At 56.3% G+C, this 15,074-nt stretch carries 15 protein-coding genes; 13 read left to right on the plus strand and 2 right to left on the minus strand.

The genetic code is table 11. From position 1 onward, the window contains the following. Positions 1-10 precede the first annotated feature (10 nt). The 13 genes from KFJ24_RS03545 (at position 11) to KFJ24_RS03605 (ending at position 13,248) form a co-directional block, all read left to right on the plus strand. The gene (locus tag KFJ24_RS03545; protein ID WP_250829710.1) at positions 11-754 is read left to right on the plus strand and encodes an RNA polymerase sigma factor FliA; all 744 of its coding nucleotides are present in this window, start codon (positions 11-13) and stop codon (positions 752-754) included. Between the two features lie 162 nt (positions 755-916). Beyond that, on the plus strand, positions 917-1,300 hold the full coding sequence (cheY, locus tag KFJ24_RS03550) for a chemotaxis response regulator CheY (protein WP_219473460.1): 384 nt from the start codon (positions 917-919) through the stop codon (positions 1,298-1,300). A gap of 20 nt (positions 1,301-1,320) precedes the next feature. Further along, positions 1,321-2,106 (plus strand): protein phosphatase CheZ, encoded by a 786-nt coding sequence (locus KFJ24_RS03555; protein ID WP_250829711.1) that lies wholly within the window; start codon positions 1,321-1,323, stop codon positions 2,104-2,106. Positions 2,107-2,123: 17 nt separating this feature from the next. Next, positions 2,124-4,205: a chemotaxis protein CheA gene (locus KFJ24_RS03560; protein WP_250829712.1), complete on the plus strand. Its 2,082-nt coding sequence runs from the start codon at positions 2,124-2,126 to the stop codon at positions 4,203-4,205. A gap of 47 nt (positions 4,206-4,252) precedes the next feature. Next, on the plus strand, positions 4,253-5,404 hold the full coding sequence (locus tag KFJ24_RS03565) for a protein-glutamate methylesterase/protein-glutamine glutaminase (RefSeq protein WP_250829713.1): 1,152 nt from the start codon (positions 4,253-4,255) through the stop codon (positions 5,402-5,404). After that, on the plus strand, positions 5,404-6,144 hold the full coding sequence (locus KFJ24_RS03570; RefSeq protein ID WP_250829714.1) for a flagellar motor protein: 741 nt from the start codon (positions 5,404-5,406) through the stop codon (positions 6,142-6,144). Before KFJ24_RS03565 ends, KFJ24_RS03570 begins: the two co-directional genes overlap by 1 nt. 18 nt (positions 6,145-6,162) lie before the next feature. Further along, the gene (gene motD / locus KFJ24_RS03575; RefSeq protein ID WP_250829715.1) at positions 6,163-6,945 is read left to right on the plus strand and encodes a flagellar motor protein MotD; all 783 of its coding nucleotides are present in this window, start codon (positions 6,163-6,165) and stop codon (positions 6,943-6,945) included. Positions 6,946-7,149: 204 nt separating this feature from the next. After that, positions 7,150-7,947 (plus strand): ParA family protein, encoded by a 798-nt coding sequence (locus tag KFJ24_RS03580; protein ID WP_250829716.1) that lies wholly within the window; start codon positions 7,150-7,152, stop codon positions 7,945-7,947. Continuing rightward, positions 7,940-8,761, plus strand: a complete 822-nt coding sequence (locus tag KFJ24_RS03585) for a chemotaxis protein CheW (protein WP_250829717.1) — start codon at positions 7,940-7,942, stop codon at positions 8,759-8,761. Before KFJ24_RS03580 ends, KFJ24_RS03585 begins: the two co-directional genes overlap by 8 nt. Before the next feature lie 134 nt (positions 8,762-8,895). Then, positions 8,896-9,384: a chemotaxis protein CheW gene (locus KFJ24_RS03590; protein WP_250829718.1), complete on the plus strand. Its 489-nt coding sequence runs from the start codon at positions 8,896-8,898 to the stop codon at positions 9,382-9,384. A gap of 65 nt (positions 9,385-9,449) precedes the next feature. Beyond that, complete coding sequence (locus tag KFJ24_RS03595) at positions 9,450-9,842, plus strand: DUF2802 domain-containing protein (protein WP_250829719.1); 393 nt, start codon at positions 9,450-9,452, stop codon at positions 9,840-9,842. Positions 9,843-9,868: 26 nt separating this feature from the next. Then, on the plus strand, positions 9,869-12,151 hold the full coding sequence (locus tag KFJ24_RS03600) for an ATPase, T2SS/T4P/T4SS family (protein WP_250829720.1): 2,283 nt from the start codon (positions 9,869-9,871) through the stop codon (positions 12,149-12,151). Beyond that, on the plus strand, positions 12,148-13,248 hold the full coding sequence (locus tag KFJ24_RS03605; protein ID WP_250829721.1) for an ATP-binding protein: 1,101 nt from the start codon (positions 12,148-12,150) through the stop codon (positions 13,246-13,248). Before KFJ24_RS03600 ends, KFJ24_RS03605 begins: the two co-directional genes overlap by 4 nt. Here KFJ24_RS03605 and KFJ24_RS03610 read toward each other — a convergent pair. Next, on the minus strand, positions 13,234-13,566 hold the full coding sequence (locus tag KFJ24_RS03610) for an EscU/YscU/HrcU family type III secretion system export apparatus switch protein (protein ID WP_250829722.1): 333 nt from the start codon (positions 13,564-13,566) through the stop codon (positions 13,234-13,236). The two genes, KFJ24_RS03605 and KFJ24_RS03610, sit on opposite strands and share 15 nt — an antisense overlap. Beyond that, entirely contained in the window at positions 13,563-14,987 is a 1,425-nt protein-coding gene (locus KFJ24_RS03615) for a flagellar hook-length control protein FliK (RefSeq protein ID WP_250829723.1), read from the minus strand. Before KFJ24_RS03615 ends, KFJ24_RS03610 begins: the two co-directional genes overlap by 4 nt. Positions 14,988-15,074: the final 87 nt, after the last annotated feature.

Below are 15,074 nucleotides of genomic sequence, written 5' to 3' on the forward strand. Positions count from 1 at the left end.
AACCGGATACATGACATTGACGAAAAACCTGGGAATCTACCAGCAGTCAGGCGCGAAAAGTGCTTCTCTACTTGTCGAGGAGCACGCCCCGCTAGTCAAGAAGATTGCCCTGCACCTCATGGCAAGGTTGCCGGCGTCTGTGCAACTGGAGGACCTGATGCAGGCCGGAATGATCGGACTGCTGGAGGCCGCACAGCGTTATAGTTCCGCCAAAGGTGCTACGTTTGAAACCTATGCCGGTATCAGGATACGGGGCGCCATGGTGGATGAGATCCGCAAGGGCGACTGGGTGCCCCGATCCGTTCACCGCAACGCCCGCCGAATTTCCCAGGCAATTAAAACGGTTGAAGACCGTCTTGGCCGTGAAGCCCAGGACCTGGAAGTTGCCGAAGAGTTAGGTCTCGACCTTTCCGAGTATCATTCCTCGCTTTCTGATGCCAACAGTGGACGACTTTTTAGCCTTGATGAGCTCAATGAATCCGGAGAACTGCCGATAGAAGAGACAGAGGCCAGTGATAATCCGCTGGATGATCTGACTTCGGGTGCTTTTCGGCGGAACCTGGCAGAAGCCATCGAGGATCTGCCCGAGCGGGAAAAATTGGTGCTGAGCCTGTATTACCAGGAGGAGCTGAATCTCAAGGAGATCGGGGCGGTGCTCGGGGTGAGTGAAAGCAGGGTCAGCCAGATTCACAGTCAGGCCGCATTGCGATTACGCGGGCGTCTGTCCGGCTGGCGTCAGGAGTCAGGCGCTTAGGCGACGGTTGATGTGTCCGGACCATGGTTGTCTGTAGTTTTTGGTAACCGATGCTTTACAACCACAACAAACATCAGACAATAAGCGTTTAAAACAGCGGCCTGGCTAGATTTCAAGCACAAAGGTCAAACGAATTCCGGGTGTTACTAACTGGAGGTCCCATTGGACAAGAACATGAAAATTCTCATCGTGGACGACTTTTCCACGATGCGACGGATCATCAAGAACCTGTTGCGCGATCTCGGCTTCAGCAATACCGACGAGGCGGACGACGGCAATACGGCACTGCCGATGCTGAAAAGTGGCAAGTATGATTTTCTGGTGACCGACTGGAACATGCCGGGTATGTCTGGTTTCGATTTGCTGAAAGCGGTTCGTGCCGATGAAGATCTGAAAACCCTGCCAGTGCTTATGGTGACAGCCGAGGCCAAGCGGGACCAGATCGTAGCGGCGGCCCAGGCCGGTGTGAACGGCTATGTTGTTAAACCGTTCACGGCGGCGGTTCTCAAGGAAAAGATCGAGAAAATCTTTGAACGTATTCAGTAATCAGAGATCGGATGGCTCTAATGAGCGATAGTAACAAGAACCATCAGGGCCTTGAACCAGAGGTAACCGAAAAGCTCCAGCGTCAGGCTGCGGACCTGTCTGAAAGCGTTCAGGCCGGCGATTACGCCAGGGCCATGACCCTGATTAATGACTTGAGCGAGGTCAGGGATCAGAGTCTCTATCGCGAAGTCGGCCGGCTGACGCGCAGCCTTCATGAGGCAATCCGAAACTTCCAGGTAGACCCCCGTAATGCCGAACAAAAGGAAGCACTGTCAAAAATGACAGATGCCTCTGATCGTCTTGAATACGTGGTTCAGATGACCAGCCAGGCCGCTAATCGGACCATGGACCTGGTGGAAGAGACCATGCCGGTGGCTCATACCGTTCGAGACGAGGCAGTAGCTCTGCGGGATGAATGGCAGCGTCTGAGGCGTCGGGAAATGCAGCCGGCGGAGTTCCGGGAATTGTATGGCCGCATTGATCGCTTCTTTGGCAGCCTGACGACCGATGCCGACACCATTTACAACAATCTCTCCGAGATTCTCATGGCCCAGGATTTCCAGGATCTTACCGGTCAGGTTATTCAGAGGGTCACGACGCTGGTGAAGGAGGTTGAAGAACAGATGCTTGGCCTGGTGGTAATGGCCAGTCATGTGGATCAGATCACGGGTACAGTGCATCAGCTTGATGATGCAGAAGTGTCCGCCGAACAGGGGGTTGGGCCCCAGATCAAGGCCGATGAGCGTGAAGATGTAGTCTCGGGACAGGACGATGTCGACGACCTGCTGTCCAGTCTCGGTTTCTGAATAAATGAGGGTAAAGCATGGCGTTTGATGCTGATGAAGAGATCTTGCAGGACTTCCTTGTTGAAGCTGGCGAGATACTCGAAAAGCTGTCTGAGCAGTTGGTAGATCTTGAACAACACCCGGACGACAGCGATCTGCTCAACGCCATTTTCCGTGGTTTTCATACCGTTAAGGGCGGCGCAGGTTTTTTGCAGCTTGATGCCCTCGTTAATTGCTGCCACTCCGCCGAGAATGTGTTTGATATCCTGCGTAACCACAAGCGCAAGGTAGACTCGGAGTTGATGGACGTTGTTCTGGAAGCCCTGGACAACGTCAACGCCATGTTCGAGCAGGTCCGGAACCACGAAGACCTCACGCCCGCCCCGGACAATCTGATTGCAGCGCTTGACGCCCTTGCCAAGCCTCAAGGAAAAGCTCCTGAACCTGTTGCAGAAGAGCCTGTGAGCACTTCGGGCGATTCGGATGATGGTGGTGATATCACCGATGACGAATTTGAGCAGCTACTTGATGCTTTGCACGGTGGCAGTACCCCTGGTCAATCTGCAGCAGAGGAAACGGGTAAAGCGGGCGGTGATTCAGGTGAAGCCGGGGACGCCTCCGGTGATGATGAAATCACCGACGATGAATTTGAAGCTTTACTCGATGATCTGCATGGCAAGGGTCAGTTTGCCGGTGCACCGGCGGCTGAGGAGACCAGGGATGATGAGGATTCAAAGCCAGAAAGCTCCGGTGGCAAGGGCGATGACCTGATCACCGACGACGAATTTGAGAAGTTGCTGGATGACCTGCACGGTCAGGGCGGGAGCCCAACTGCCTCGGATACGAAGGCTCCGAAAGCTGCCCCCGCTGCAAGCAGTAAGCCCGAAGAGCCAAATGCGAAACCAGAACCGAAGCCTGTTGATAAACCGGCGGCGCCAGCGAGGGACACAGCCCCGGCGGCAGAGACCACCGTTCGTGTCGATACCAAGCGCCTGGACGACATCATGAACATGGTTGGTGAACTCGTTTTGGTGCGCAACCGCTTGCAGCGTCTGGGTTCTGAGAGTGAAGACGAACACATGCACAAGGCTGTGTCCAATCTGGATGTGGTGACCACTGATCTTCAGGCTGCTGTGATGCAAACCCGTATGCAGCCGATCAAGAAAGTGTTTGGTCGCTTTCCCAGGGTAGTACGTGACCTTGCCAGGAACCTGAAAAAGGAAGTGAGCCTGGTAATGCATGGGGAAGATACCGACCTGGACAAAAACCTGGTCGAGGCCCTGTCTGATCCGCTGGTTCACCTGGTGCGCAATTCAGTGGATCACGGGATTGAAGCCCCTGACATTCGGGAGAAGGCAGGCAAACCTCGGCAAGGCACGGTTACGCTGTCTGCCGAGCAGGAGGGCGATCATATTCTTCTCTCCATTCAGGATGACGGCGCTGGTATGGACGCTGAAGTCCTGCGCCGCAAGGCCGTCGAGAAGGGTATCTATGAACAGGATGCGGCTGATCGCCTCACGGATAACGAATGCTTTAACCTGATTTTTGCAGCAGGCTTTTCCACAAAAGAGCAGATTTCCGACGTCTCCGGTCGTGGCGTGGGCATGGATGTGGTCAAGACCAAGATTGGGCAACTCAATGGCCAGATCAATATTGAATCGGAGTTGGGTAAGGGTTCGAGCATCATCATCAAGGTGCCCCTGACTCTGGCAATCATGCCGACACTAATGATCATGCTTGGCAACCAGTCTTTTGCGCTGCCGTTGGTAAATGTGGTTGAGATTTTCCATCTGGATCTAACAAAAACCAACACCGTTGATGGTCGCGAGTGCATCGTGGTTCGCGACAGGGTTTTTCCTCTGTTCCATATCAAGCGCTGGCTCGTGAAAGGTGCTGTCGATCAGGAGGAGCCCGAGAACGCTCACGTGGTGATTGTTGCCATGGGTACCAAACAGGTTGGCTTCGTGGTGGATCAGCTTATTGGTCAGGAAGAGGTGGTCATCAAGCCTCTAGGCCGGGCACTCCAGGGTACGCCGGGCATGGCTGGTGCGACCATTACCGGCGATGGCCGCATTGCCCTCATTATTGATGTCCCCAGTTTGCTGCAGAACTATAGCTGAGTTGGTATGGGCAATAATTGGACACCGGAATTCGGTAGGAGAAATGGATGACAGTTTCTGTCCTGGTCGTTGATGATTCAGGTTTTTTTCGTAAACGGCTGACGGAAATATTGACCGGCTCTGGCCAGATCAAGGTTGTTGGCGTTGCCACCAACGGTCGCGAGGGCGTTGAACTGGCAGAGAAGTTGCGGCCGGATGTAATCACCATGGATTACGAAATGCCGGTGATGGATGGCATCTCGGCCGTGCGGGAGATCATGAGAAAGCACCCGGTGCCGGTGCTGATGTTCTCTTCACTGACCTACGAAGGTGCCAGGGTTACGCTGGACGCCCTTGAGGCCGGGGCCGTGGATTTCCTGCCCAAGAATTTCGAGGAAATCGCACGAGATAGCAGTCAGCTCCAGAAGATCCTGATTGATCGAGTCCTTGATGTTGCCGGTAGCCGGCCTGGTGCACGGCCCGCCCCGGCTCCCTCCCGGCCCCCGGTGCCATCGTCTCAGGAAGTTGCGCGATCCCGCTCGCGTCCCGACGCTTCTGCCGGTTCGGGGCCAGCGCCCGTCGTGAAGCCGAAAGAGCATGCGCCTGAGGCAGAACCTTCCAGGCGAGTGCCCCACCGCGGGCCTGCCAAGCGCTATAGCGTCGTCGGGATCGGAACATCCACAGGTGGCCCGGTTGCCTTGCAGCGGGTACTGACCAAGCTGCCGCAGTCTTTTCATGCGCCGCTGGTTCTAGTCCAGCACATGCCTGCCAGTTTTACTCCGGCCTTCGCCGAGCGGCTCAATAAATTATGCAAAATCGAAGTCCGCCAGGCCGAAGACGGTGATTTGCTGAAGCCAGGGTTGGCTTTGCTGGCGCCGGGAGGAAAACAGATGATGGTCGAAAATCGCGGGGGGCAGGCAAGGGTGCGCATTCTTCCCGGGGACGAACGCCTGAATTACAAGCCCTGCGTGGACGTCACGTTTGGCTCACTTGCTCGCAGTTTCCCGGGTAAGACACTGGGGCTGATCCTCACAGGCATGGGTTCTGATGGCAAGGAGGGCTGTCGAATGATGAAACAGAGTGGCTCGGATGTCTGGTCTCAGGACGAGAAATCGTCGGTGATTTACGGTATGCCTATGGCGGTGGCCAAGGCTGGATTGAGTGATGAAGTGTTGTCGCTTGAGGAAATCGGCCCGCGGCTGGTGGAAGGTGTCTGCTGATGGATATTCTGAGTCTGCTCGGGATCATACTGGCATTTGCTGCCATTCTCGGCGGCAACCTGCTTGAAGGCGGAGCGCTGAGTTCCCTGTTCAACGGCCCGGCGGCGCTCATCGTGATTGGCGGAACCTTCGCGGCGACTCTTCTGCAGACCTCCTGGCCCATGCTGAAGCGTGCATTTACACAGGTGCGCTGGGTATTCGTTCCTCCGTTCGTCAGCATGGAAGATGGCATTGGTAAGGTGATTGACTGGAGTGTAAAAGCACGGAAACAGGGGCTGCTTGGCCTTGAAGGGCTGGCTGAACGGGAGCCGGAACTGTTTGCTCGCAAGGGGTTACAGCTGCTGGTAGATGGGGCAGAGACGGAAACCATCCGCAGTATTATGGAAGTTGATCTTGAATCCCGGGAGCAGCGCGATCTTGAATCGGCCAAGGTTTTTGAAGCGATGGGCGGCTATTCGCCGACCATCGGTATTATCGGCGCAGTAATGGGGCTGATCCAGGTTATGACCAATCTGGAAGATCCTCAGTCGCTGGGGGGCGGTATAGCCACCGCCTTCGTGGCAACTATATATGGCGTAGCGCTGGCCAACCTGCTGTTTTTCCCGGTAGCAAACAAGATGCGGGGTATTGTCCGGGAGCGCACCCGGTATGAAGATATGATGATTGACGGCATCATTGCCATCGCCGAGGGTGAAAATCCGAAATCCATTGAGTTGCGGCTGCGGGGTTTCCTGCAGTAAGCATGCGCAGGCCATTTTATGCGGCGTCGTAGGCAGCCCCGAGAGGAGCTTAACAACAAAGAGCGTTGGTTGATTTCCTATGCGGACTTCATCACGCTGCTGTTCGCCTTTTTCGTGGTCATGTATTCGGTTTCGTCCGTGAATGAGGGCAAGTACAAGGTTCTGTCGGAAACGCTCACCGGAGTATTCAATGCTCCGCAAAGGTCGTTTCAGCCCATTGAAGTCGGTGACCAGCCCCAGCGCCTGGTCAACGCCCCTTCTGATGATGTGATTCCACCGCCAGTCACAGAGGCTCCCCGAAACCCTGAGATGGATGCTCAGGCCAGGACTGAGGCGTTGAGGGCTATGGCGGACCAGTTGGCCATGGAGTTTGACGAACTGATCAATCAGGGTGTGATTACACTTGAAACCAGTGAGCGCTGGCTGGAACTCAACCTGCCCAACAGCATGCTGTTCAATAGCGGCGACGCCGAGCCTCATTATGACGCCTTCGCCGTGATCGGAAAAATCGCCGGGGTTTTACAGGGCCAGGACAATGCCGTGAAAATCGAAGGTTTTACCGACAATCAGCCGATTAATACCCAGCGCTTTCCGTCCAACTGGGAGTTATCCAGCGCCCGCGCGGCTGCTGTTGTTCGAATGTTAACGATGGAAGGTATTGAGCCTGAACGACTCGCAGCGGTGGGTTATGGCCAGTATCAGCCGGTCGCCCGCAATGATACTGAAGAGGGTCGTCGTCGCAATCGCAGAGTTGTTCTGCTTGTATCACGGGATGCCAGCATACGTGGTGCAATGCGTTAATCGACTTCGACGCGGCACATGCGTATGTCCGCTTTGGCATGGTTCCTGTATTACTCCCTGGTAATGGATGTGTTGGGCAATTGGTTGCCGTTCCCTGCTGAAATTTAGAACTTGCACTGTTCAAGTTGGGACAGGTATGGCCGATATACTCGGGTGCAGCCGTCTTTTATTTGCGGCGATGACGTATTCTCTGGAGAAACAAGCGTGCGAATCTGGGCAGTAGCCAATCAGAAGGGTGGTGTGGGAAAGACGACATCCGTAGTCGCGTTGGGCGGTCTGCTGGCTGAGCGTGGTGAGCGCGTCCTCGTCGTGGACCTTGATCCGCATGGCTCACTGACCAGCTGGTTCGGGTACGATCCGGACAGTATTGCGCACAGCGTGTTTGATCTTTTTCAACATCAGGGCAAGGTGCCTGAGGGTTTGCCCGCCCAGCTGATCACGGAAACCAGCTGTAAGGGACTGTCCCTGTTACCTGCGAGCACTGCTCTGGCGACACTGGAACGGCGCATGGTCGGCGTGGAGGGAATGGGATTGATCATTTCCCGAAGCCTCGCCCAGTTGTGGGATGATTTTGACTATGTGATTCTGGACAATACGCCGTCACTGGGTGTGTTGATGGTGAATGCACTGGCCGCAGCCCAGCACCTGATTATTCCCGTACAGACGGAGTTCCTGGCTATCAAGGGGCTCGAGCGTATGCTGCATACCTTGCAAATGATCATGCGGTCCCAGAAAAACGAACTCCCATACACGATTGTGCCGACTCTTTATGACCGCCGAACCCAGGCTTCGGTGAAGAGTCTTAATCTCATGCGCAAGACCTATACGGATAGCCTTTGGCGCTTTGCCGTTCCTGTTGATACCAAGTTCCGTGATGCCAGTCAGGCAGGGGTCACTCCCTCGGAACTGGACGCAGAGACCCATGGTGTTCGTGCCTACAGCCATTTGCTGGGCGACCTTCTGGTTCGCACAGGGTCCGTGAAGGAGCGTCAGCATGGCTGACGAAAAATTGACAAGGCTGGCGGATCCCGAACGTGCCATTGCCAATTATCTGGATGAATTGCTGCACACCGCGACGGATAGCGCCCTGAGGGAGCCAACAATCCCCGAAGCATCTGCTCCGGCCCAAGAGACGCGAACAAAGGCTGCAGCGACAACCCGGGTACAGGAACGAAAGGTTGTCGAAAAAACGGCACCGGATTCGGCGGCGCGTGAATCATCCCCAGCGCCAGCGATCGAGTCTCCGCCCCAGCCTGTCATCGAAACACAAAAGCCCCGGGCAGTGGATCTGCCGGTTGAGTCCGGGAATAAGCCTCTCACCAAGCCTGAGCCTGATGCACCGCCATCCCGGCCTGAATGGTCGGAGAAGCCTTTTGAGTGCCTGATTTTCACCGTAGCGGGGCTACAGCTTGCGGTACCTCTTATTTTGCTGGGCGCTATACATCGAATTGAACAAGAGGTCCGACCGATCCCCGGCAGCCCCCGGTGGTACATGGGCATCCGGCCTGACCGTGACCAGAATCTGCGTGTCGTGGACACGGCAGAATGGATTATGGCTGGACGAGTGCCAGAAAACGCACGGGATAACTACAAGTTTGTTATCCGGCTGGATGACAGTGACTGGGGGCTTGCATGTGATGATGTGGCCCAGTCCTTCACGCTCAAACCGGATGACGTACGCTGGCGAACCGTTCGCAGCAAACGCCCCTGGCTGGCCGGCACGGTCATTGACCAGATGTGTGCGCTCATCGATGTGCGCACGATGGCTGATCTGCTGGTGCGGGCTGAGCGGGAGCATCACCTCGATCTGAGTTGATGATAGCGTTAGTTACTGATTGAAACCATGCCATGCTGGCACGGTTTATGCCCTTAACTATAGTATTGGGCGCTGATGATGAATTTTTGACGATCAGGTTGCCCGCCGGGCAGCCACAGAGGAGACACAACGCTATGGCATCCGCGAGCGGACAACAAAGTCAGGCCCATGACGATCAGGTGCTGCAGTACGTAACCTTTCGTCTGGATGACGAAACCTACGGTCTGAATGTCATGCAGATTCAAGAGGTGCTGAGATATACGGAAATAGCCCCGGTGCCGGGTGCGCCGGACTATGTGCTCGGCATTATCAACCTGCGGGGCAATGTGGTTACGGTGATTGATACCCGGTGCCGTTTCGGATTGGCTGAGGCAGAGGTAACTGATTCGACCCGGATCGTGGTGATGGAATCCGCCAATCAGGTTATGGGCATTCTGGTAGATTCCGTTGCTGAAGTGGTTTACCTGAAGTCCAGTGAGATTGAAACCGCGCCGAATGTGGGTAACGAGGAAAGCGCAAAGTTTATCCAGGGCGTGTGCAATAAAGATGGCGAGCTGATCATACTGGTCGAGTTCGACAAGATGCTTTCAGAGAATGAATGGGCTGAAATCTCAGCACTGTAAGGGCCTGGTCAGGTCGCAGTGGCTCAGATGGACGCCTGTCGATATTATAACGGGAGACGTCCGTCATGCTTTCAGAAATTTCTTCCTGGCTTCCCTGGGTGCTGACTATTTCGGCACTGTCTCTGGTTTTTGTACAGGGGATGATTCAGTCTCGCCAGATTCGACACCTTAAAACTTCCCTGAAGGACCGTTGTGATACGTTGGGGCGAGAGTTGCACGCCACAGCAAGCGGCAGCATGGGGGTGGGCCAACGGCTCGTGGCTTGTGAGCGACAGCTCCATGAACTTCGAACCACCCTCGATGAGATGCGCCAGAACGACCCCTTGCGTATTTCTTATGATGAGGCGTCCCGGCTGGTTGATTTGGGCGCAGATATCGACGATCTTATGAATACTTGCGGAATTTCCCGTCCCGAGGCCGAACTGGTGTCAGCATTGAGAAAGCGTCAGGCGGCCTGACTCCATGTTGTTATGGACGCTAGCGAATGAAGAGATTGTATCCGAGGGCCCATGAGGCCCTCATTGCCGTATCCCGCCACGATTTTGTTGCCGGTTCAGATCTGGTTTCCTCCATCACCGGCCATTCCATACCTCGTGAAGAGACTGTTAGCCATATTCTCGGCCTGCTGCCGGAGATTGAGCCGGATCAGGTCGTTATGCATGTGGGTGGAGGTTCCGGTTACCTTGCCGCAGTCATTTCCGAACTGGCTCATCAGGTTATCTATGTCGATAAGAATGTCGCGGTTGCCGAGGTGGCCCGGAAGCGGTTCTTTCGCCTTGGCAAGCACAATGTCGATGTACTGGTAACCGCGATCGAAGATGGCTTTGAGCTGGACCAGCCCTGCGACATGATCCTTTGCACGAGCTTTATTAACGAACGGAATGTGATGGCTGATTACCTCAGGGAAGGGGGGCATCTGATCTGTCTTGAGGGCAGGGCGGGACCGGTGCCGAGCCTCGCGATGTTTGTTAAAAAGGGCGGCAGGCTGGAGCGTGCCCGGACTCTTGGCTGGGTAGACTTCAACAGAAACGCCGAGCAGATATTGATTGACCTGGGCATCGTGGATGAAAGAGCGCTGGCCGATGCCAAGACAGAGGCGGCCGGGAAAAACTGTCCGGTGCTGGAGGTGTTGCGAAACAAGCTCAATCTGGAAGAAGTTGGTCTGTATCGATCCCTGGCGCAGCAACGGGGTATGGCTTTCACGGATGCGGACAGTTTGCTTCCGGATCTCCATAGCTCTCTGTTTCGAAGGTTTTCGCGAACGTTTCTCGACCTTTCACGGCTGATTCCGGTGTCTGAAAATAGTGACAAGATAACCGTTGTCACCGATGATCCGGACGCGCGAACCGATCAGCTGGAGCGCTTAAGCCCTAATCGTGTAGTTGAATGCCTGCTGGTAACTCCGACGGATTTCCGGCGGCTCTGGTCGGCATTGGATCTTACGGTCAAGGGCAGCCGCTTCGTGGCGGATCAGTCGGCCGGCGTGGAAGAAAAACCGCTCATTAATGGACAGAGCAGTGACCTTTTGGGGGGCGAGCCGGGTCAGAAACACGTCAGCCCTTATCTGGTCTCTGTTTACGAAGCCATCCTGCTTGATGCGGTCAGCGAGAAAGCCAGCGACATTCATATTGAACAATACGGGGATCGGATCCGGATTCGCCTGAGGGTGGATGGGGACCTTCATGACCTCCCGCAATACCAGCTTTCCCCGCGTGAAATCAGAGGTGTAATTAATGTTATTAAGCTCCGGGCAGAGCTTAATATTGCCGAGCACCGCTTGCCCCAGGGCGGGCGCTCACGCCTGCAGTTAGGGGACACTTCCTACGATCTGCGGATCCAGACTCAACCTTCCCTGCACGGTGAGCACGCCGTCATCCGGCTTCTGCCACAAACTGGCCGGGCCATGACTATCGCAGAGCTGGGCATGTCTGAGCTGATCGGCGCGCGCTACCAGCGACTACTGGATAACCCGGCAGGATTGGTTCTGGTGGTTGGTCCTACCGGGTCAGGCAAGTCCACAACCTTGTATGCGGGGTTGCAGACGCTGGCGGACGATGGCCGGCGCAAGGTGATCACGGTTGAAGATCCGATCGAATACTCCATCGACAATGTCCAGCAGACCCGCGCTCGTCCTGAGATCGGTTTTGGATTTGCAGATGCGATGCGGGCGTTTGTGCGGGAAGACCCGGACGTTATCCTGGTTGGTGAAATCCGCGACCGGGAAACTGCCCTGGAGGCAATCCGGGCATCCCAGACTGGCCATGTTGTTCTCTCCACACTGCACTGTAATGATGCCGTGGATTCTCTGCAGCGGCTGTACGATCTTGGGGCCCATCCGAACTCCATTGCCGGCGAATTGCTGGCGGTGATTGCCCAGCGACTGGCCAAGCGGATTTGTAAGCATTGTTGCAAGCCGGCAAAACCGGACCTTGCGACTCTGGCGGAGCTCTTCCCCGACGGGCCCCCGGCCAACTTCCGCAGCTTCGAGGGTGAGGGCTGTGACAAGTGTAATGGTCGGGGAACCAAAGGGCGGGTTGCGATCGTGGAATATATGGAAGTGGATGCGGATATCCGAAACGCCATTTCCAGTCAGCCGCCAATTGGAGAGTTACGCTGGCGTTCTCTGGATGCGGGCCTGGTGACCATGCGTGACAGCGCCCTTGATCATGTGATTGAAGGCATTATTCCCCTGTCCGAATTGCCGCGTATTCTGCCGCGGGAGCGCATGGCACCGGAAGTCCGTGGTGGTCGTAGGAGCGCCTTATGAGCAAGTCGAAACAGCAGAAAGCCGCGCAGCGTGAACCGGTAGAAGTTACCTATGCGGATGAACTGGCAAGGCTCATGGACCTGGACCAGGGACCAGTGCCCCCGGGCTGGCGCATGTCCCCACGGGCTGTGGAAAAGTTTGTCATGGGCGATGATAACCTTGGTGTCGAGCGCAAGTTCGTCGCTGACCGTGCCATGGTTGTGCGTATTATCATTTCCCTGTGCACCAATCGCGGTTGTCTCCTGGTGGGTGAGCCTGGCACGGCAAAGTCCTGGTTGTCCGAACTGCTGGCGGCAGCGATTTCCGGTACTTCCACGCTGACGCTGCAGGGTGGTGCTGTGAGTCATGTCGGTCAGCTTCTCTACGGCTGGAATGAGGCGATTCTGCGCTCGGAGGGTCCCTGCCTGAAGGCGGTGGTTCCCAGCCCGTTGCTTAGGGGCATGATGGAAGGGCAGCTTGTCCGGTTTGAAGAAATTGCCCGTTGCCCCCAGGCGCTTCAGGACGCCCTGCTGTCGGTGTTATCCGACAGGGTTGTTGTCATTCCTGAGCTGGCGGGAGACGAAGGCGTTGTGCTGGCTCGCGAGGGTTTTAATGTCGTGGCTACATCCAACAGCATTGATGCGGGTGTTCACCAGATGAGTGCGGCTTTGAAACGGCGGATGGACTTTGAGGAGATCAGGCCCATCCGTAACCTCCCCGATGAAATGGATGTGGTGCGCCGCGAAGTCCGAAAGGCCAATGCCCATGCCGGTATCGATGTCGATCCGGACGAATCGGTCCTCGAAATCCTGGTGACCATGTTCCATGAATTACGTAACGGCCAGACTCTGGACGGTCGTAGCACGGATCGGCTCGCCGGATCGGCGCTTTCTACTGCCGAAGCGGTCTCTGTCGCTCACGCTGCCAGTCTTAACGCCTGGTATTACGGCGGAGGCAGCATGTCGGTGGAGCAGATGATGCACCATATCGTTGGCTCGGCTCTCAAGGACCAGCCCGAGGATCGCCGACGTTTGCGGCATTACTTCGAAACGACCGTGGCACTCCGTAAGGGCGAAAACTGGCAGCAGGCCTGGGATTTGCGGTCACTGATCCAGTGATCCGCTCCCGGGAGCGTCCGCGCTAGTATCCCGCCTGGCATCTTCGGGGGTTTGTCCCCGGATATGGAAGGCGAACGCCAGAATCTCGGCAATGACCCGGTAAAGGTTTTCCGGAATCTCCTCGTTCAGTGACAGGCGAGCCAGGATGCCCGCCAGTTCTGCATTTTCATAAAGCGGCACGTTGTGTTCGCGCGCAATGCGTATTATCTCCTCGGCCAGTTCATGTGTGCCGGTCGCGGTAATGGTGGGTGCTTTCTCGCCGTCGTATTTCAGCGCGACAGCGGCACTGGAGGTATGGGCTGAGGGGTTATCTGTCATGCGCGGGTGTCCACAAGTCTGTGCTCCAAACGGGTTGCCAAGTGCTCAGGGCTGCCGCGACGGCATTCCAGGTCGGTTACTTCCAGCCCCAGGTCGGTCAGACTTCGCCGAAGCAGGGGTAGCTCCTGGTTAACCTGTCGCAGGGTCGTCTGTTTTTCGGCCCAAACGCGCGCGCTGACGCTTTCATGTCGCAGGGATATGTCAAAATGCAGCGGTCCAGCCTCATCCAGATCCATGGCCAGAGCAAGTCTCCATTCACTGGCCGGAGCCTTACGTTCGCTGTGCTGCCCACCCTGTTCATCCTGATGCTGTTCAATGCGAAGCTGAGCAATTCTTGGCTCATTCTGTGGTGTTACCCAGGGCAATTCCAGCAAGAGTGTGGATAAGGGTGCAGGCGCTTCTCCTCCTCCGGCACGGGCTGTCAGCACCTGGCTGTGGAGCTGATTTACCGTAATCCGGTTCAGCATTCCGGCCAGCAGGCGCAGCATCTGTCCCACCGTCGTCGGCTCTCTATCGGCGCTGGCCGGAGGCGTTGAGGCCATGGCCTGGGGAAATTGCAGAGGTGCCTGTATCAACTCCGGTGAGGCGAGTGGGGTCAGCCGATTGAATCCTTCCGGGCCATCACCCTGTTGGGCGAGCAGGGTCGTGATTACCCGGCCTATTGCCAGCTTGAGGTCTGGCAGAGCCGCTGACGGCGTCTGTGTCAGGCGTGATTCGGCAAACAGTCCGCTTTCTGAAATCCACTGCTTGACCTGTTGCAGGGTCTGATCCTGGCCACCGGTTCCTGGTTGCATTGCGGAACTTGCCGGAAGTCTGGCGAGGACCTGTTGTACGGCCTGCCGGGCGGCTTCGGGGAGTGGCTGGACTGCTCTGCCAGATGGAAGCTGGCCGGGCAGGGCGTCGGGCTTTACCCCCTGGGTCAGACTGGTCAGCAGTTTGGCAAAGCCGCCTTGCAGGTTCTGTTGCCAGGGTATGCGCTGAGCGAGGGCTCTTGCAATGCCGGCTTCCTGCGCTGGCGCAAGCTTGCCCATCAGCTGCAATTCGTTGCCGGCCCGCATCACCTTTACCCAGTCTCCGGTTTCCAGCTCGGTGCGGCCAATGACAGCCTGTACCAGAAGTGATTTGCCGCGAATGTCCAGTAGTATGTCCGAAGTTGCCGTGCCTTGACGGCCAATGATCTCTGCGACTCTTGCGAGGGTGGTTTCCCGGTTGGCCAACTGCAATTGTTCCAGTTGTTGCCGTGCCGACAGGGCAACGGACTCCCGGCCCTGCGTTGTGGTCTCCGCCGGCATGGCAACGGGTGCCCGCCCCTGCGTGCTGGTTTCGCCTGGCTTGGTGGGCAACACTGGTTTTTGCCCCTGAGGCGTTGGTGGCTGTTGGCTGCTGGGTAATTTCATCGTGACCGAATTGATGTTAGACATGAGTATTCCGGAGGCGCTTTCGTTATAATACGCCGCGCCGGCGACTCCTGCCGTGAATAATGTCTGCACCCGCCGTGTCAGTCATGA

Origin of the sequence: Marinobacter sediminum (genome assembly GCF_023657445.1) — a bacterium.
Lineage (GTDB): Bacteria > Pseudomonadota > Gammaproteobacteria > Pseudomonadales > Oleiphilaceae > Marinobacter > Marinobacter sediminum_A.